Genomic DNA, 17,990 nt, shown 5'->3' with positions numbered 1-17,990 from the left:
TTACATATAGGTGATAGTATACATATAATAGGAAAAATATTTATCTGAATATTTCGGAATAGGTTGAAAGGGGTAAAAGTATGGCGAAGAATCAAGACCTGACGGAACAAGATATATTTGAGCTTGTCGCCAAGTACATGAACGAAGAACATGTCGATTTTATCAAGAAAGCATTTGTCGTTGCGAAAGCTTCCCATGAGGGTCAGTTTAGAAGTTCAGGTGAACCGTATATCAACCATCCGATCCAAGTGGCTGGTATTTTAGCAGAACTTCAAATGGATCCTGAAACAGTCGCAGCCGGCTTCTTGCATGATGTCGTCGAAGATACAGAAGTGAGTCGCGAAGACATTATTCGTGAGTTTGGTGAAGAAGTGGCGATGCTTGTAGATGGCGTCACCAAATTGGATAAACTGAAATTTAGATCGAACGAAGAAAAGCAGGCGGAAAATCACCGTAAAATGTTTATCGCGATGGCGCAAGATATCCGTGTCATCTTGATCAAACTAGCGGATCGCCTTCATAATATGCGAACTTTGAAACATGTGCCCGCAGCGAAGCAACGACGCGTATCAGAAGAAACATTGGAAATATTTTCTCCGTTAGCGCATCGACTGGGAATCTCCACGATCAAATGGGAACTAGAGGATATCGCACTACGTTACTCCAACCCACAGCAATATTACCGAATCGTTAATTTAATGAAGCAAAAGCGTACAGAACGTGAACAGTATTTGAAAGATGTCATGAGCCAAATGCGCGTAGAGCTTGATAATATGGGGATAGAAGCTGAAATACACGGCCGTCCTAAGCACTTGTATTCCATTTATCAAAAAATGGTCATTCAAAAAAAAGAGTTTACGGAAATCTACGACTTGCTGGCGGTCCGAATTGTCGTTAAGAGTATTAAAGACTGCTATGCGGCGCTCGGAATTATTCATACATTATGGAAACCGATGCCTGGCCGTTTTAAAGATTATATTGCCATGCCGAAGCAAAATCTTTATCAATCGATTCATACAACAGTAGTAGGACCGGCTGGAGATCCGCTAGAAGTGCAAATCCGTACAGAAGAAATGCATCGAATCTCTGAGTTCGGTGTAGCTGCACACTGGGCGTATAAAGAAGGCAAGACCACGGCGAATACTTCGAACGATATTGACTCGAAACTGACGTGGTTCCGTGAAATATTGGAAATTCAAAACGAGTCTTCCAATGCGCAGGAATTTATGGAGTCGTTGAAATTTGATTTATTCTCTGATATGGTCTATGTGTTTACACCGGATGGAGATGTAGTGGAATTGCCGACAGGTTCTGTGCCAATCGACTTTGCCTATCGTGTACATTCAGAAGTAGGAAACCGGACGACTGGCGCGAAAGTGAATGGGAAAATCGTACCGCTTGATTCACCGCTTTCTACCGGTGATATCGTAGAAATACTTACATCCAAGCAATCATTCGGCCCGAGCCGGGATTGGTTAAAACTGGCGCATACATCGCAAGCGAAAAATAAAATCCGCCAATATTTTAAAAAGCAACTGCGCGATGAAAATATTGACAAAGGCAGTGAAATGGTAGAACGCGAATTGAAGTCACAGGAATACGATGCCAAAGAAACGTTAAGCCATGATAATATACAACGGACAATTGATAAATTCAGTTTTGCGTCAGAAGAAGATATGTATGCTGCGGTTGGGTCGGGCGGAATTACTGCCCAGCAAGTAGTGAACCGTTTAGCAGAGCGGATGCGGAAAGAACGCGAAAAGAAAGAAACGATTGATAAAATTGTTTCTGATATGAAAACTCCGCAACCGACGAAGCAGACAGAATCCGGTGTAATAGTAAAAGACATTGACAATATGCTCATACGTATTTCAAAATGTTGTAATCCGGTGCCAGGCGACGAAATTATCGGTTTTATAACTCGAGGACGTGGCGTTTCTGTTCACCGCACGGATTGTCCGAATGTTTTGGCTGATCCAGAACATCAGGAACGAATGATTGATGTGAAATGGGCATTACAGGACGATGATACCCGGAAGGAATTCCAAGTGGATATCGAAATTTCTGCATTCGATCGACAAGGTTTACTAAACGAAGTCATGATGGTCGTAGCCGAAATGAACACACCGATTATTGCAGTGAGCGGAAAAGCCGATAAAGACGATATTGCACATATTCATATGTCCATCAAAATTCAAAATATTACACATTTACAGCGAACAGTTGATAAAATCAAACAAATTAAAGATATCTATTCTGTAGAGCGTGTAATGAATTAAAAGGGGGAGCTGACATGCGGGTACTTTTACAGCGGGCAAAACATGCGTCTGTAACAGTCGATGAGGAAATCGTTGGCTCTATTGACACAGGCTATGTATTATTAGTTGGAATCACGCACGAAGATAGGGAAGCAGATGCGGAGTATATAGCAAAAAAAATTGCGGGTCTTCGAATTTATGAAGATGAAGAGGGCAAGATGAATCGCTCGATCGACGAGGTCGATGGTGCAATTTTGTCCGTTTCCCAGTTTACGCTGTACGGCAATGTTCAAAAAGGCAGACGCCCAAGTTTTATTGAAGCGGCTAGGCCTGAACACGCGGAGCCACTTTGGCAACACTTCAATGAACAGCTTCGTGCGCACGGATTAGTAGTAGAAACAGGGACGTTCGGTGCGATGATGGACGTTCAGCTTACGAATGACGGCCCCGTCACATTGCTTATTGAATCAAAGTAATATATTCGCTAAAAAAGTTGACAGGTCGGGTGCTTACGACTAACATAGAGACTAATCGAATAAATAATTGTACCGTTGATATGGAAAATAACTTTGCATATGGCTGGAAAGAGAACAGGGGACGTGGCTGAAATTCCCTGACAGAACGACAAAGTGAATAACACCATGGAGGATTCATGTTGAAACTAGTAGGCATGGACGGAACCGGCCGTTATCCGGATTCGAGTGGGCACGTAATGTGTCAATTTGGGTGGAACCGCGGAAGCTACAAGCTCTCGTCCCTAGTTTTTTTAGGGACGGGAGTTTTTTTATGTTTTCCAAGTATCCCCCTCATACAATGAAAGGAGTCTTATTTATGAACTTTAAAGTCCCCCGCGGAACACAGGATATTTTACCTGATGCATCTTGGAAGTGGCAACGCATTGAAAAAATCGCTCGTTCGATTTGCGATGTCTACAACTATAAAGAAATCCGCACACCTATTTTTGAGCAAACTGAACTATTCCAACGCACAGTCGGTGATACGACGGATATCGTGCAAAAAGAAATGTACACATTCACCGACCGTGGCGATCGTTCGATGACATTGCGCCCGGAAGGAACAGCGCCCGTTGTCCGTTCATTCGTTGAAAATAAAATGTTCGGCTATGCAGATCAACCGGTAAAATTGTATTATACTGGTCCGATGTTCCGCTATGAGCGTCAACAAGCAGGCCGTTACCGTCAATTCGTTCAATTCGGTGTAGAAGCTATCGGCAGTGACGATCCTGCAATTGATGCGGAAGTCATTGAACTTGCGATGACTATTTACAAACGTTCGGGTTTATCTGATGTGAAGTTAGTGTTGAATTCACTTGGAGATAAAGAATCCCGTACGGCTCACCGTGATGCACTCGTTGCACACTTTAGTCCGAATATCGAGGAGTTCTGTTCAGATTGTCAAAATCGTTTAGAGAAAAACCCTTTACGTATTTTGGACTGTAAAGTGGATCGAGAGCATCCGTTGATGAAAGCGGCTCCTTCATTAGCAGACTTCCTCAATGAAGAATCCTCCGCCTATTTTGAAAAAGTGAAGCACTATTTAGACCTAGCAGGAATCGAGTATGAATATGATCCAAATCTTGTACGTGGTCTGGACTATTATAATCATACAGCTTTTGAAATTATGAGTACGTCCAAAGGCTTTGGTGCCATTACCACACTTTGCGGCGGTGGACGCTATAACGGACTAACGGAAGAAATCGGTGGACCTGCTGCACCTGGTATCGGCTTTGCGCTCAGTATTGAACGTCTCTTGCTTGCACTTGAAGCAGAAGATAAAGCGTGGACAGACGAACCATCGTTAGACGTATATTTGGTGACACTGGGTGATCAAGCACGCGCGAAAGGGTTCGAACTACTCGGCAAACTGAGAGAAAACGGACTGCGCAGTGAAATGGATTATATGAATCGTAAAATTAAAGCACAAATGAAATCTGCTGATCGTCTGCAAGCGAATTACGTCGTCGTTATTGGCGAAGAAGAAGTGTTGGAAAATGTAGTTCAGCTAAAAGATATGACAGCGGGACAGCAAAAGAAAGTGTCAATAGATGAACTATTCGACGAGCTAAAATAAAAAGATTGAATTTACTATACGAGTAACTTAAAGAAAGGTAGTGCAACCACTATGCAACGCACACATTACTGTGGAAACTTAACTGAACAGCAAATTGGCCAAGAAGTAACTCTTCAAGGATGGGTACAAAAACGCCGTGATCTTGGAGGACTGATATTTATCGATGTCAGAGACCGTGCAGGAATCGTACAAACGGTTTTCAATCCTAATATTTCTAAAGAAGCTTTAGAAATCGCAGAAACATTGCGTAATGAATACGTAATTGAAGTGAAAGGCCTCGTTATTGAACGCGAAGAACGCACAAAAAATCCTAACATCTCAACAGGTGCAATCGAAGTACAAGTCGTCGAATTAACAATTATTAATGAGTCGAAAAACCCGCCATTCACAATTGAAGACGATACAGACGTCAACGAAGAAACGCGTTTGAAATACCGTTACTTGGATCTGCGACGTCCGGAACTGGCGAAAGTGTTCAAGATGCGCTCAGACATTACAAAAACCGTACGGAACTTTTTAGACGATGAAGGGTTCTTAGAAGTTGAAACACCGATTCTTACGAAATCTACACCTGAAGGCGCACGTGACTATTTAGTGCCAAGCCGTGTGCATGAAGGGGAATTTTATGCATTGCCACAGTCACCGCAACTATTTAAACAACTATTGATGGTATCTGGTTTCGACCGCTATTACCAAATTGCCCGCTGTTTCCGTGATGAGGATTTACGTGCAGACCGCCAGCCGGAATTCACACAAATCGATATGGAAATGAGTTTCATGTCAATTGAAGATATTTTGGAACTCAATGAACGTTTAATTCAAAAAGTAATGAAAGATGTTAAAGGTGTGGATATCGAAGCGCCGTTCAAGCGTCTCCCATACGATGAAGCGATGAGCCGTTTTGGTTCCGATAAGCCGGATACACGTTTCGGTATGGAATTAACAGACGTCTCGGACATTGTAAAAGATTCTTCATTCAAAGTATTCACAGGTGCAGTGGAAACAGGCGGTCAAGTTAAGTTGATCAATGTAAAAGGTGCTGCAGAAAAGTATTCACGTAAAGACATCGATGCACTTGGTGAATTTGCGAAAGTGTACGGTGCTAAAGGGCTGGCTTGGTTAAAAGTAACAGAAGACGGATTCAACGGTCCAATCGCTAAATTTTTCGACGGAGAAATCGGAGAAGCATTAAAAGCAGCAGGACAAGGGGAAACAGGAGATTTATTCCTCTTTGGAGCAGATAAGAAATCTGTTGTTGCAGACTCATTAGGCGCATTGCGTTTGAAACTAGGCAAAGACCTTGAGCTAATCGATCAGTCTCAATACAACTTCTTGTGGGTTACTGAATGGCCTTTATTCGAATACGATGAAGAAGACGGCCGTTATTACGCAGCCCACCATCCATTCACGATGCCTGCAGACGTAAAGCAATTGACTGAGAATCCAGAAAAAGTAAAAGCACAAGCGTATGACTTAGTATTGAACGGGTATGAACTAGGTGGCGGATCATTGCGGATTTATCAACGGGAAGTTCAAGAAGCTATGTTCAAGGCTCTTGGATTTACAGAAGAACAGGCACGCGAGCAATTCGGATTTTTATTAGATGCATTCGAATATGGAACACCTCCACACGGCGGAATCGCATTTGGACTAGACCGCATCGTGATGTTACTTGCAGGATCTACTAACTTGCGCGATACTATTGCATTCCCGAAAACGGCTAGTGCAAGCGACTTATTAACCGAGGCTCCGAGCATAGTTGACGAAGCGCAGTTAAAAGAACTTGGTATAAAAGTGGTAGCTGAACCTGTTAAAAAGTGAGGAACCAACCATTTTTCAAACACTTTATTCAAATTGATTGAATTATAAAATAGCATGTGATAAGATAAAGATAGTAAAAGTCCTGAGGTGTTCGTCATTTGTAAATTAGCATTGACCCAACATCAAATCGTCGGGAGTCTGAGTTATAACCCAGCTGGCATGCCTTTAACCGGGACGTCAAAAGTGTTATATAGGACACCCACCTGCTTTTAGCGGGTTCAAAGCGATATTCAAAGACGGCACAGTCGGGATTTTACTTTCTATCAAACTTCCAAACCTTCTCGCAACTATAGCGAGAAGGTTTTTTAGACTTTATTAAACCAAAAGTGGCATGCGCCGTATAGACTCGACAGGCGTTGGAATCTTGGCAATAAAGGCGTTCTTTGCCTTTACTGCCAAGATGAAACGACCCGAGAGTCTGGCGCATGCCACTAGCCGAAACCAAAAGTGGCATGCGCCGTATAGACTCGACAGGCGTTGGAATCTTGGCAATAAAGGCGTTCTTTGCCTTTACTGCCAAGATGAAACGACCCGAGAGTCTGGCGCATGCCACTAGCCGAAACCAAAAGTGGCATGCGCCGTATAGACTCGACAGGCGTTGGAATCCTGACCGACAAAGGTGCGCTCAATGAAAATTTCCTTTATAATTAAAACTAAACGACAACAAAGGATGGATGGTATGTTACATCAATTTTCAAGAAATGAATTATCTATAGGAGTAGAAGGCGTCGAGCGAATGAAAGGGAAGACAGTCGCGATTTTAGGCGTCGGAGGGGTCGGCTCTTTTGCAGCAGAAGCTTGTGCTCGTACCGGTATCGGTCGGATTATTTTAGTCGATAAAGACACAATCGATATTACTAATATTAATCGCCAATTAATGGCATACCTTTCAACAGTAGGTCAATCTAAATCAGCTGTCATGAAAGAACGTATCGCGGATATTAATCCCGAATGTGAAGTAATTGATCTACATATGTTTTACACAGAAGAAACAGCAGAAGAATTTTTTTCGTACAAGCCCGATTATGTTATTGATGCATCGGATACGATCAGTTTTAAAATTCACTTGATTCAGCAATGTTTAGAACGTGGAGTCAAAGTAATTTCAAGCATGGGAGCTGCCAATAAAACTGATCCGACCCGTTTTCAAATTGCCGATATTTCTAAAACGCATACAGATCCACTTGCTAAAGTAATGCGTCTGCGTTTGCGCAAACTTGGCATTCCAAAGGGAGTACCTGTTGTATTCTCCGATGAAAGCCCGATCGTCGTACGGGAAGATGTTGTTGGAACAGTAGGAAATCCCGATGCGGCGATTCGAAAAGCGAAAATGCCACCTGCTTCAAACGCATTTTGTCCATCGGTCGCTGGTTTAATTCTCGCCAGTTGGGTATTAAATGATATAGTGGCTGATATTCCAGTCGAACGTGTTAATGATGCCAAATAAAGGAGAGATAGCTGATGGATGCAATTCAAATGATCATCAACGGTCAATGGGTCGGCTCGGACTTACCTACGATCGATGTAATCAATCCTGCGACAGGTGAAACGATCGCAACCGTACCAAAAGGAGGAGCGGGCGAAGCGGCTCAAGCCGTAGACGCTGCTTCTGAAGCGCTTGCTGAATGGTCTTGTCGTTCGGCATATGAACGCAGTGCTTTACTTATGAAATGGCATGCGTTAATTGAACAGCACGAAGATCGTCTCGCAAAAACCATGACTACAGAGCAAGGCAAACCGTTTGCAGAGGCGCTAGGGGAAATGCGTTATGCAAATGGTTTTATTAGTTGGTATGCGGAGGAAGGAAAGCGAGTATATGGAGAAACGATTCCTGCCTCACAATCCACAAAGCGTTTATTCGTGCACAAACAACCAGTAGGGATAGTGGCAGCCATTACCCCTTGGAATTTCCCGGCTGCTATGATTACGCGTAAAGTCGGTCCGGCACTTGCGGCGGGTTGTACCGTTGTGTTGAAGCCCGCTTCTCAGACGCCGTTAACCGCAATTCGTCTCGTAGAATTAGCAATAGAAGCAGGAATTCCAAATGGCGTGATCAATGTAGTAACCGGGAGTGCGAGTGAGATTTCACGTGAATGGCAAGCTGATGAACGTGTACGTAAGTTAACATTTACCGGATCTACAGAGGTGGGAAAAGAGCTGATGAAGGGTGCAGCGGACACTATGAAGAAAATTTCACTTGAGCTCGGTGGACATGCACCCGCAATCGTTATGGCTGATGCAGACTTAGATAAAGCCGTAGAAGGCGTCATGGCTGCAAAATTCCGAAACGCTGGACAGACGTGCGTTTGTGCCAATCGAATTTACGTCCATCATTCGATTGCAGAAGAATTTACGAAGCGAATCAGTGAACAGGCGAAAGCATTAAAAGTTGGAAATGGCTTAGAAGAAGATGTCAAAATAGGCCCGCTCATTGACGAATCTGCGGTGGGAAAGGTAGAAGAACATGTGTCGGATGCAGTTGCTAAAGGAGCTATCGTACTGACAGGCGGTGAAGCGCTCGAAGGTCTGTTTTATGCGCCGACTGTACTAAAAGACGTAACAGATGATATGTTATGCATGAAAGATGAGACGTTTGGTCCGGTCTTGCCAGTGACGCAGTTTGAAACGACTGAAGAAGTAATCGGGCGTGCGAATGATACAATATATGGCTTGGCGGCATATGTCTTTACTGAAAATATTACACAAGGCATACAAGTATGTGAAGCGCTTGACTATGGGATCGTCGGATTGAACGATGGACTTCCGTCTGCTCCTCAAGCACCATTTGGAGGATTTAAACATAGTGGGCTTGGCCGTGAAGGCGGACACCAAGGAATGGATGAATATTTGGAAGTAAAATATATTTCCCTCGGCTTATGAGATGAAAAAGCAGAAAGGATCAGTTCATCCTTTCTGCTTTTTTTATTTCATTTGAACATCTCGCAAAATACCGTTGCCGTCCCGCACTTTAAAATGTGCAGTAGTGGTGACATCTTGCCAACTATCCGCTACTACCCGATGCCCCTTTTTAGGAACATAAAAGCGATCCAGACCGAAGTTCACAATGTAGTGATCACTTTCTCTGTATTCGCGTTCAGTCGTCTGTGGGAGCCAGCCGGCTAAATAGACACCTTCAGTAGGTTGTTTTTCGCTTAGAGAAACTAGCTGATCGACTCCATTCTTTTTTTCCAAGATGCCAAAGACTTTGGTCTGCCCTAATTCAGCAGGCGCTTTTAATAATGTGACTAAGCTGTCTGACATGAGTTCTTTTGGAACTTTTTCTACTTTATAGCGTAGAACGATATAGTTTTCATTCCGATCTTCTTTCATGATGGGTTCCGTTTGTAAGTAGACGTCTGCTCCGGTTTTAATTGTTGTGAAGTGAGGAATGGTCAGACTGGCAAGCACGAGTAGGGGAATAATGAATAGAATCGCCACACTAATTTTTCTATGCTTCGTTTGTTTGGTGCTCACGTTCGAGTCACCGCCTCTCTGTATATTTCATAAAAAGGTTTCTTCTTATGTATGTACAGCATGTGCATATTGTGCGTGTTTTACTATTCAAATACCCATATATTTTATTTTAAAAACATGACTACCTTATATGTATAAAAAAACAGGCGGCTGTATAGAAAGACAAGTTTGATTTTTTGCGAACGATATATAACAGAAGATGCAGCGATTTCCACAACAAATGCGTTACAACAAAAACAGGCAGAGAAAAACGAATAGTTTTTCTCTGCCTGTTTTACTTCAGGGACTTACTTCCTGATGATTATTAAATTAACAGTCCAAATAAGGAACTGTCTTTGTTCACTTCTTTGTATGGGAAGCCGTTTTGTTCCATGCGTGCAATGAGGCCACTGTAGTCTTCTTTTCTTTTGATTTCTACACCAACGAGGCCGGGACCACTTTCTTTATTGTTTTTCTTCGTGTATTCGAACATCGTAATATCATCGTCTGGACCGAGAACGGTATCTAGAAACTGACGGAGTGCGCCTGCCCGTTGCGGAAAGTCTACTAAGAAATAATATAGTAAACCTTCGTAAATCATCGACTTTTCTTTGATTTCTTGCATACGTCCAATGTCATTATTCCCACCACTGATGACGCAAACTACGCACTTTCCTTTAATTTCATTTTTATAGAAATCAAGCGCCGCGATTGGTAATGCACCCGCAGGCTCCGCTATAATTGCGTGTTCATTGTATAAATCCAAAATAGCAGTACATACTTTTCCTTCAGGTACGCTTACAATATTTTCTACATAATCATTACAGATTTCATAATTCAATTCTCCAACGCATTTCACCGCTGCACCATCTACGAATTTATCAATCGTCTGTAATGGCACAACTTTTTGTGCATCAATGGAAGCTTTCATGCTTGCCGCTCCCGCAGGCTCCGCACCGATCATTTTCGTATGGGGAGACAGATTTTTAATGTACGTACTTAGTCCAGACATTAAACCGCCGCCGCCAATACTAGCGAAGACATAATCAATCGGCTCTTCGATATCGTTCATAATCTCGACTGCTACTGTCCCTTGCCCAGCAATAATATCTTTATCATTAAACGGATGAATAAAGATGCGCTTTTCTTTTTCGATTAGTTCAATCGCTTTTTCGAAACAATCGTCAAATGTATCACCGACTAAAATGATTTCAATACGATCGCGCCCAAACATTTTTACCATGTTTACTTTTTGTTTAGGTGTCGTCTGTGGCATGAAAATCTTGCCGTCAATATCAAGTTTGGCACAAGCAAATGCTACTCCTTGTGCATGATTTCCAGCACTTGCACAAACAATTCCTTGTTTACGCGCTTCAGTTTCAATGCGTTTCATCTTGTAATAAGCCCCACGCAGTTTAAATGAACGCACGTGCTGTAAATCTTCGCGCTTAATATATACATGGCAGTCATACTTTTCTGAGAGACGATCATTTTTTTGTAACGGCGTGTGTGCTACTACGTCTTTTAGTAGCTGATTAGCAATTAAGATATCTTCTACTTGAATACTTTGAGTTTCCATACTTTTCACCTTCATAATATATAATCTAACCTCCGTTACCTAACATTTACTAATAATAACATGAAAAAATCTGAATGAACACAAGAAAGTTCTAAATTGTGCGTTTATTTAATATGTTTTCTTTTAATTCTGCCAGAAGTGTATTATGTAAGCGTTTACTCATATTGAACCATATTCATTTTTTGTATGTTGTCTAGCGCTCTTTCTGTTTTTATTCAATATGTAATAAAAATTGACGGTGTAGACAGTGTTTAATTCGGATAACGAAGGGAAAACTACTAAGGAGAAGAATAAAATCAAAAATTCTAATGAAAGGAAGCGTTTGTAATGCAAAAGTGGGATAGTAGACCAGAAAAGCCCGATAACGCACAGTGGACAGTATTAGTCGTTGCTCTTGTCATTATTGCTGCCGTGATTGTGTATAGTTTTATGATGTAAAGAAGCTGATTCAGTATGTCATACAATGACATACTGATTTTTTTTGCAATTCAAACTGTTTTCTTGTTTCATCAGTATATATTCCATTCTATCGGTCTATACCGCATTTTATCTGAAAGTCGTGACAATGATATATCCTCTGTTATATATTAGTATTAATAAAAGTTGCTGTATCAGTACAGAAGGTTAAAAAATGAATGGGGGAATGAGAGATGAAAATGACAACAGAGCAAAGACAAAAGGTTGAAAAGGTTTGTACAGAGTGTGGAAACAAGTTCACGGAAAAACGCGAGTCTATGATGTATGAGTGCGAACGATGTGTCGGTCGTCACCAAGAATAATGAATAATAGCATCCTACATTCCCAATATGGAGTGTAGGATTTTTTAATGTTTTAGAAAAATGCAGAGTGGTATAGAATGATAAGGTGTAGTTAAGTTTGTGGAAAGGAGGATGTATGTATGGCATATGTTGGCTTATTATTTATCGCAATTTCACTTTTGATCATAGCCATCTACCTTTCGCTGTTATTGACTAAGTCGTCTCATTTATTATTGACAGTCACGCACACGGTAAAAGATGTAGAAGCTGAGCTCGATCAAAGTCTGGAGCAATTATATGTAACGTTACATGAGACTGAGCAACTCGCAACAGATGTACAAGTGAAATTAACGGCGACCACACCGATGTTCGAAACTATTGAAAATGTCGGACGTTCAAGCCGATACTTGAGTGAAGAAGTGAATAAGCGCACAAAGCAGTTTGAAGAGGATGGAACACTTCCTGGAACCGAACCTTTTATCCAAGCGATTCAATATGGGGAGTTTGGCTCCAAAGTATACGAGTCATGGAAGCGAGGAAAAGAAGGCGTGAAAAATACGTATTAAGAAATGAGGAATGACAATGGATCTCGTAGGAATTGGCGTCATTTTAATTGGCATCGCCTTTATTATTTTAGCGATTTATTTCGCCAAAGTACTACAGCAAGTTGGCAATATTTTGCAAGACGTAGATAAAACAGTAGGGGAACTGCCTCGCCAGCTGGACGGTATTTTGGATGAAACAGGAACATTATTGAAAAATAGCAATGATTCATTAGTGGATTTGAATACAAAAATTGAAAATTTAACACCTTTATTTCAAGTGGTCGGTGATCTCGGTCAATCTACACATATGCTAACGTCTTCACTAGTTGACGTCACATCGTCTGTTCAGCAAAAAGGAATGCATACCGATGTGTCTGATCAAAATAAAAAACTAGGTAGCCTTTACGGCTCGGCGATGTTAGGATATTACATTTTCAAGAAGCGTAAAGAATCTGGAAACACTCCTGCGCCACAAATGAAGAAATTACCTGCGCCTGATGCGAAGTAAAGTTGTAAAGTGAAGTAATTGAGGATGTAAAAGCAATTTTGCTATTACATCCTTTTTTTATTTATGGGAGATGGGGTATAGCGCTCATAGGGTGATATTCTCCGCTCATAGAACATGGTGTAGCGCTCATAGAGTGATGTTGTCCGCTCATAGAACATGGTGTAGCGCTCATAGAGTGATGTTGTCCGCTCATAGAACATGGTGTAGCGCTCATAGAGGTAAGCGTCAAAAGAAGGACACATTCCTCTCTTCCTCTTTTAATGAGAAACTATGACTAGCTTATTGGAAAGGAAGTAGAGAAATGAATGAACCAACCCTTCAGCCCTTGGCTGAGCACAGTAAAACCGATTTGGAATGGACAGAAATCATCGAAGAGTGGCGACGAAGTGGAGAAAATATGGCCGAGTGGGTCAGAAGACAAAGCGATTTCTCCTATGATCAATTCGCAAAAGCACGGAGGCGGCTCTCTCCGGAGGATACACGCAAAGGAGAATTTTTGGAATCCAAAACCACTTGGTCATCTGTTGCGGTCGCCCTTCCTTCTTCCACAGTAGATCTTCATTATCGGGACTACAAATTAGTGATCAGCAGCGGCTTCGACCGCGAACTGGTACAAGAGTTACTGGAGGTGTTGGCTGATGCGAATTAATCTGGAAGGTATTCAGGGGATTTATCTGGCACATGGCGCAACGGATATGCGGCTGTCCATTGATGGTCTGTCTGCGAAGGTGCAGGAAACCTTTCAGGCAAATCCGTGTTCCTCCAATTTATTTATCTTTTGTAACCGGGATCGCGACCGTTTAAAAATCCTACACTGGGACTACAATGGCTTCTGGTTGTACTACCGGCGACTGGAAACTGGCCGCTTTCACTGGCCTGACGGCCAAGAAGAAGAAACCACGTCTATCAGCCCGCGCCAGCTTCAATGGATGCTCGATGGATTGACTATTGAAGAAGGAAAAGTCTTCCCCCGTATACTCGGAAACAAAATCGTATAAATCACAAAGTTTTTTTAAAAAGCAGAAGGATTTTGTCAGCTTTTGGCGAATTTTACTTTTATGAAAACTAATCAGAAGATCTCATCCCATACAACTGAACAGAATGACCGTGTAACTGTGTTGGAACAAGAAGTCGCGAGATTGTCCGCTTTGGTGTCTTGGTACGAGGAGCAGTTTCGTTTGAAAAAAAGTAAGGAATTTGGACGCTCCAGCGAAAAGGCACCGAAAGGCCAGATGGAGATGGAATTGTTTAATGAAGCAGAAGCACTGCTAGATGCTTCTGCTGAACCATCTTCAGAACCTGAAGAGGTGATTTCGGGATCTTCACCTGCGAAAAAAACTCCACGGGAAACACGCACGACTTTCTCTGCCGATCTGCCGGTGGAGAGTGTGACATACAGCTTGCCCCCAGAGGAGCAGGCTTGTTTAGATTGCGGTCACCCAATGCATGTCATGAAAAAAGAAGTTCGCCGCGAACTCGTGGTTATCCCAGCACAAGTGAAAGTCGTCGAACACGAACGGGAAGTCTATGCCTGCAGGCATTGCGATCAAGAAGGCATCCAGACACCGATTGTTCAGGCACCAATGCCCAATCCGGTATTGCCAAAAAGTATGGCCTCGCCCTCGATCCTGTCATTTTTGATTACTCAAAAATACTTGTTCGGCATGCCGCTCTATCGGTTAGAGGAAGTTTTTCGACAGGCAGGCGCGCCGCTTTCAAGGCAGACCCTCTCCAATTGGTTAATGAATGTGTCCGATCGGTGGTTTGAACCGCTCTATGAGAATATGCGACAGCGTATTTTGTCAGCCGACTACCTTCATGCAGACGAAACCAGTGTGCAGGTCTTGCGTGAAAAAGGACGCAGTCCCTCTACCACTTCCTATATGTGGCTGTACCGTACCGGGAAGTTTGATGTCCCTTGCGTGGTGTATGACTACCAGCCTGGTCGGGGATCGGAATACCCGAAACAATTTCTGGAAGGCTATGCTGGTACGCTTCATGTAGATGGTTATAAGGCTTACGAAAGCCTGCAAAGTGTACGGCTATCAGGCTGTTGGGCACATTTGCGCCGAAAATTTGATGAAGCCCTGCGCGCCATTCCGAAAAAATCGAAGAGGCGGCGTACGCTGACAGAGGAAGCAGTCAACCAAATCGGCAAGATTTATGGAGCGGAATCAGAAATAAAGGAGCTTACTCCTTCCGAACGGCTTGAGGTACGCAAGAAAAAAATTGAGCCCCTAGTGGAGGCTTTTTTCGCCTGGGTAAAAACTGTCCGAATAGATGTACTGCCGAAAAGCAAGCTTGGTGAGGCGCTAACATATGCCGTCAATCAGGAAAAGAAATTGAGGCAGCCATTTCTAGATGGTTATCTGGAGATAGATAATAACCGTGCCGAACGAAGCATCAAGCCGTTTGTGATCGGCCGAAAGAACTGGCTCTTCTCGGTCACACCTAGAGGCGCAACAGCGAGCGCAAGAATGTACAGCCTGATCGTAACTGCGAAAGAAAACCAGCTGCATATCCCTCACTATTTAACGTATCTTCTTGAAAAGCTGCCTAACTTAGATCTGGCAGATGACGAACAGTTGGAACAACTGATGCCTTGGTCTTCCACTTTGCCTGAACAGTGTTATCAAGGTAAAGAAGGAGTATAAATCAACATATATACTTATCTAGTATAAAGAGAACCACATCTCATTTAAAGGTGTGGTTCTTTTGACGCTTACATAGAACGTGGTGTAGCGCTCATAGGCAAAAGTTTCTCGCACATAGAAACAAGATCACAATAAAAAAGCATGCTGAGAATCTAAGGACTCTCAGCATGCATACATCTTACGGTCGCATTTTCTTTAATTCTTTTCGTTGTTGCATTAAATAAAATACCAGTGTCACGACGCCATACAGTCCTTTGTATTCCTTCTCTTTAACAAAGTCACTCGCGTTAGCTACGCGGTCTTTGAATCGGATCGTCGTGTCCAGGGCTGCAGTCGTTACTTCGCGGGAAGCTTCTCCTACGTCCCCTACAATTTGGAAGACGGGTGTGACTTCTTTAATTTGTTTGTTCACATTGCTGATCGTTTCGTTGCTCGTATGAAGAATTTCTTGTGTTTGACCTGTGATTTCCGCTACCGTTGACGGCAGGGTATCTGTAGTCTGTTTAACACTCTCCAGTACTTCGGTTAATTTCCCAAGGGGTTTAATCAATACAAATGAAATCACGAGTAGTGCGATTCCGATAAGTAAAACACCAATACCTAGTACCCAATCCATCAAGTTCACCTCTCTCCGTTTTTCTGCTTCATGCTGTAATACATGCGCGATACAGCTTCAGATAATGCAGTCGTTTGTTGCATCATTTTAGCGTACTTTCCAGGAGGCGATGCTACCTGGTCTGCCATTTTCTTCAATGAATGTTGGACGTAAGCAGTGGATTCACGAAGCTCTTTCGCGGATGCGGCTAATCCTTCCACTGATTGCAGTTTCGCATTGGCGTCGTCTGCAATGTTGTTCGTCTTATTCATGAGCTGATCGGTTTTGTCAGTAATGTTTCCTACTTTCAATTCTACACGTTGCATCGTGTCCGTGATGTCTTTCATTGCGTTCTTGACCGCTTTGGCTGTTTTGATAAGAGCAATAGCTATGACCACTAAAGCCGCAACGGCGACTACGGCACTAATGTACAAGAGTACCTTCAATCTAGTCACCTCCACATAATAAGTGCATTTTTAAGATTTTCCTTACTAAACGTCTAACCTTCTTTAGAAAAGGGTAAACGTTCTATATCCTTGTCTTTCCACAAATGATGATATCTTAAACACTGGCTCACTAAATCACTACAAGTACATAGAAAGACAAGTGTGAGATAAGTACCAGAAACGTGTTATACTTTATGTAACAGATCGCTAAGGAGTGAAGTGAATGCATTGTAAAGGCTGTGTTATTCAACAAATCGACTATGAAGTATCATTTGAAAATTGTACACAACCTGCGTTAGTTCAAGCAGTAGAAAACCATTTAAAACGATCCGAAATACTAGTGAGTCAACTGGATAAGATATTTTATGTGAAAGAACAAGGAATAAAAGAATTATACGACTTTTGTGTGGATCATGCATCTGAAATCAATTCTATCCAGTTTCGTCTTGATCAGACGGAGTGGCGCCCGTTTTCTGAAGTGATGGAAGTGGTAGAAATGCAGTGGATCGACCAAGTGATTAAAGATGAACAGCTGACGAGTCATTACCAGCCGATCGTCACGCCTGATTTAGATATTTATGCATATGAATTACTGGCACGCTTTTATCATAAAGACGGCACCGTCATTTATCCAAATGAAATTTTCGGAGCAGCCAGATCCCGTGGGCGTTTATATGCGCTGGATCGGGTTTGTCGACTCACTGCCGTACAATACGCGAAACATATTACGCAAAAAGCTTTTATTAATTTCATTCCGACATCTATTTATTCACCCGAGTTCTGTTTGCGTTCTACAATCAATTTAGCAAATAAGCTCGAAATAGATCCTTATCGTTTAATATTCGAAGTGGTGGAATCTGAAGAAGTAGAGGATATGAACCATTTGAAAAATATTTTAGACTATTATCATTCTAGAGGGTTTGAGTATGCACTCGATGATGTAGGGGAAGGCTATAATACGGTAGAAGTACTTTCTTTTCTTCGTCCAAACTACATGAAGCTTGACATGAAATATGTGCAAGGCGTTTCAACGGATAGAGAAAAGCAAGAAGTCGCAGAAAGTTTTCTTGAAAAGGCACTGTCTGTAGAAGCAATCCCTTTGGCTGAAGGAGTCGAAGTGGTCGAGGATTTTGAGTGGCTGAAACAGAAGGGCTATCAATTATTCCAAGGCTATTTGTTTGGAAAACCCTCCGCCATACCTCAGACGACTATTGCTATATAATTTCTATTTTCATAATAACAATTTATTTACATCGACATTGCTTTAATGTTAAATTAAATG

General features: G+C 42.3%; 17 protein-coding genes, 1 other RNA gene and 1 other annotated feature. Of the genes, 14 read left to right on the top strand and 4 right to left on the bottom strand.

Annotated features, from left to right (window positions below; translation table 11 throughout):
* Positions 1 to 80: 80 nt before the first annotated feature.
* From DV702_RS05695 to DV702_RS05660, 7 genes are all read left to right on the top strand, one after another.
* Positions 81 to 2,279 carry a RelA/SpoT family protein gene (locus DV702_RS05695; RefSeq protein ID WP_114923888.1) on the top strand — a complete coding sequence of 733 codons (2,199 nt, stop codon included), beginning with the start codon at positions 81 to 83 and terminating at the stop codon, positions 2,277 to 2,279.
* 14 nt (positions 2,280 to 2,293) lie between these two features.
* Positions 2,294 to 2,734 carry a D-aminoacyl-tRNA deacylase gene (gene dtd / locus DV702_RS05690; protein WP_114923887.1) on the top strand — a complete coding sequence of 147 codons (441 nt, stop codon included), beginning with the start codon at positions 2,294 to 2,296 and terminating at the stop codon, positions 2,732 to 2,734.
* 66 nt (positions 2,735 to 2,800) lie between these two features.
* Positions 2,801 to 3,020 (top strand) — a binding site (T-box leader).
* A 69-nt stretch (positions 3,021 to 3,089) separates the two neighbouring features.
* The gene (gene hisS / locus DV702_RS05685; RefSeq protein WP_114923886.1) at positions 3,090 to 4,349 is read left to right on the top strand and encodes a histidine--tRNA ligase; all 1,260 of its coding nucleotides are present in this window, start codon (positions 3,090 to 3,092) and stop codon (positions 4,347 to 4,349) included.
* A 51-nt stretch (positions 4,350 to 4,400) separates the two neighbouring features.
* Positions 4,401 to 6,170, top strand: coding sequence for an aspartate--tRNA ligase (aspS, locus tag DV702_RS05680; protein WP_114923885.1), 1,770 nt, complete (start codon positions 4,401 to 4,403; stop codon positions 6,168 to 6,170).
* A 76-nt stretch (positions 6,171 to 6,246) separates the two neighbouring features.
* A non-coding RNA gene (gene ssrS, locus DV702_RS05675) (6S RNA) lies at positions 6,247 to 6,426 on the top strand.
* Positions 6,427 to 6,849: 423 nt separating this feature from the next.
* The gene (locus DV702_RS05665; RefSeq protein WP_114923883.1) at positions 6,850 to 7,617 is read left to right on the top strand and encodes a tRNA threonylcarbamoyladenosine dehydratase; all 768 of its coding nucleotides are present in this window, start codon (positions 6,850 to 6,852) and stop codon (positions 7,615 to 7,617) included.
* A gap of 14 nt (positions 7,618 to 7,631) precedes the next feature.
* Positions 7,632 to 9,050, top strand: a complete 1,419-nt coding sequence (locus tag DV702_RS05660) for an NAD-dependent succinate-semialdehyde dehydrogenase (RefSeq protein ID WP_114923882.1) — start codon at positions 7,632 to 7,634, stop codon at positions 9,048 to 9,050.
* Between the two features lie 42 nt (positions 9,051 to 9,092).
* Here the strand turns inward: DV702_RS05660 and DV702_RS05655 are convergent, their stop codons facing one another.
* On the bottom strand, positions 9,093 to 9,644 hold the full coding sequence (locus DV702_RS05655) for a GDYXXLXY domain-containing protein (RefSeq protein WP_162805730.1): 552 nt from the start codon (positions 9,642 to 9,644) through the stop codon (positions 9,093 to 9,095).
* 304 nt (positions 9,645 to 9,948) lie between these two features.
* Positions 9,949 to 11,202, bottom strand: coding sequence for a threonine ammonia-lyase IlvA (ilvA, locus tag DV702_RS05650; protein WP_371682728.1), 1,254 nt, complete (start codon positions 11,200 to 11,202; stop codon positions 9,949 to 9,951).
* A 650-nt stretch (positions 11,203 to 11,852) separates the two neighbouring features.
* Between ilvA and DV702_RS05645 the strand changes: the two genes are divergently transcribed.
* The 6 genes from DV702_RS05645 to DV702_RS05620 all read left to right on the top strand — a co-directional run bounded on the left by DV702_RS05645 (position 11,853) and on the right by DV702_RS05620 (position 15,667).
* On the top strand, positions 11,853 to 11,981 hold the full coding sequence (locus tag DV702_RS05645) for a protein YhfH (RefSeq protein WP_114923879.1): 129 nt from the start codon (positions 11,853 to 11,855) through the stop codon (positions 11,979 to 11,981).
* Between the two features lie 119 nt (positions 11,982 to 12,100).
* Complete coding sequence (locus DV702_RS05640; protein ID WP_114923878.1) at positions 12,101 to 12,526, top strand: DUF948 domain-containing protein; 426 nt, start codon at positions 12,101 to 12,103, stop codon at positions 12,524 to 12,526.
* A gap of 16 nt (positions 12,527 to 12,542) precedes the next feature.
* The gene (locus DV702_RS05635) at positions 12,543 to 13,013 is read left to right on the top strand and encodes a DUF948 domain-containing protein (protein ID WP_114923877.1); all 471 of its coding nucleotides are present in this window, start codon (positions 12,543 to 12,545) and stop codon (positions 13,011 to 13,013) included.
* Between the two features lie 301 nt (positions 13,014 to 13,314).
* Positions 13,315 to 13,662, top strand: a complete 348-nt coding sequence (locus tag DV702_RS05630) for an IS66 family insertion sequence element accessory protein TnpA (protein WP_114923005.1) — start codon at positions 13,315 to 13,317, stop codon at positions 13,660 to 13,662.
* Complete coding sequence (gene tnpB, locus DV702_RS05625; protein ID WP_114922868.1) at positions 13,652 to 14,011, top strand: IS66 family insertion sequence element accessory protein TnpB; 360 nt, start codon at positions 13,652 to 13,654, stop codon at positions 14,009 to 14,011. The genes DV702_RS05630 and tnpB overlap by 11 nt, the downstream gene beginning before the upstream one ends.
* Positions 14,012 to 14,071: 60 nt before the next feature.
* Positions 14,072 to 15,667: an IS66 family transposase gene (locus DV702_RS05620; RefSeq protein WP_114925850.1), complete on the top strand. Its 1,596-nt coding sequence runs from the start codon at positions 14,072 to 14,074 to the stop codon at positions 15,665 to 15,667.
* 178 nt (positions 15,668 to 15,845) lie between these two features.
* On the opposite strand, the gene DV702_RS05615 is transcribed toward DV702_RS05620, so the two are convergent.
* Together DV702_RS05615 and DV702_RS05610 are read right to left on the bottom strand one after the other, a co-directional pair.
* Positions 15,846 to 16,283, bottom strand: coding sequence for a DUF948 domain-containing protein (locus DV702_RS05615; protein WP_114923876.1), 438 nt, complete (start codon positions 16,281 to 16,283; stop codon positions 15,846 to 15,848).
* Positions 16,284 to 16,288: 5 nt separating this feature from the next.
* Positions 16,289 to 16,708 carry a DUF948 domain-containing protein gene (locus DV702_RS05610; RefSeq protein ID WP_162805729.1) on the bottom strand — a complete coding sequence of 140 codons (420 nt, stop codon included), beginning with the start codon at positions 16,706 to 16,708 and terminating at the stop codon, positions 16,289 to 16,291.
* Positions 16,709 to 16,931: 223 nt separating this feature from the next.
* Between DV702_RS05610 and DV702_RS05605 the strand changes: the two genes are divergently transcribed.
* The gene (locus DV702_RS05605; protein WP_114923874.1) at positions 16,932 to 17,930 is read left to right on the top strand and encodes an EAL domain-containing protein; all 999 of its coding nucleotides are present in this window, start codon (positions 16,932 to 16,934) and stop codon (positions 17,928 to 17,930) included.
* The last annotated feature ends 60 nt before the right edge of the window (positions 17,931 to 17,990 follow it).

The sequence above is a fragment of the Sporosarcina sp. PTS2304 genome, assembly GCF_003351785.1.
In the GTDB taxonomy this organism is placed as follows: domain Bacteria; phylum Bacillota; class Bacilli; order Bacillales_A; family Planococcaceae; genus Sporosarcina.
Note: the sequence above shows the minus strand (reverse complement) of the source record. Positions and strands in the feature narration are given on the sequence as shown.

Bases quoted from the DNA above. Each gene is read 5' to 3' on its own strand.
- DV702_RS05695 (WP_114923888.1), top strand. From the start codon at position 81: ATGGCGAAGAATCAAGACCTGACGGAACAAGATATATTTGAGCTTGTC.
- dtd (WP_114923887.1), top strand. From the start codon at position 2,294: ATGCGGGTACTTTTACAGCGGGCAAAACATGCGTCTGTAACAGTCGAT.
- hisS (WP_114923886.1), top strand. From the start codon at position 3,090: ATGAACTTTAAAGTCCCCCGCGGAACACAGGATATTTTACCTGATGCA.
- aspS (WP_114923885.1), top strand. From the start codon at position 4,401: ATGCAACGCACACATTACTGTGGAAACTTAACTGAACAGCAAATTGGC.
- DV702_RS05665 (WP_114923883.1), top strand. From the start codon at position 6,850: ATGTTACATCAATTTTCAAGAAATGAATTATCTATAGGAGTAGAAGGC.
- DV702_RS05660 (WP_114923882.1), top strand. From the start codon at position 7,632: ATGGATGCAATTCAAATGATCATCAACGGTCAATGGGTCGGCTCGGAC.
- ilvA (WP_371682728.1), bottom strand. From the start codon at position 11,202: ATGGAAACTCAAAGTATTCAAGTAGAAGATATCTTAATTGCTAATCAG.
- DV702_RS05645 (WP_114923879.1), top strand. From the start codon at position 11,853: ATGAAAATGACAACAGAGCAAAGACAAAAGGTTGAAAAGGTTTGTACA.
- DV702_RS05640 (WP_114923878.1), top strand. From the start codon at position 12,101: ATGGCATATGTTGGCTTATTATTTATCGCAATTTCACTTTTGATCATA.
- DV702_RS05635 (WP_114923877.1), top strand. From the start codon at position 12,543: ATGGATCTCGTAGGAATTGGCGTCATTTTAATTGGCATCGCCTTTATT.
- DV702_RS05630 (WP_114923005.1), top strand. From the start codon at position 13,315: ATGAATGAACCAACCCTTCAGCCCTTGGCTGAGCACAGTAAAACCGAT.
- tnpB (WP_114922868.1), top strand. From the start codon at position 13,652: ATGCGAATTAATCTGGAAGGTATTCAGGGGATTTATCTGGCACATGGC.
- DV702_RS05620 (WP_114925850.1), top strand. From the start codon at position 14,072: ATGAAAACTAATCAGAAGATCTCATCCCATACAACTGAACAGAATGAC.
- DV702_RS05615 (WP_114923876.1), bottom strand. From the start codon at position 16,283: ATGGATTGGGTACTAGGTATTGGTGTTTTACTTATCGGAATCGCACTA.
- DV702_RS05605 (WP_114923874.1), top strand. From the start codon at position 16,932: ATGCATTGTAAAGGCTGTGTTATTCAACAAATCGACTATGAAGTATCA.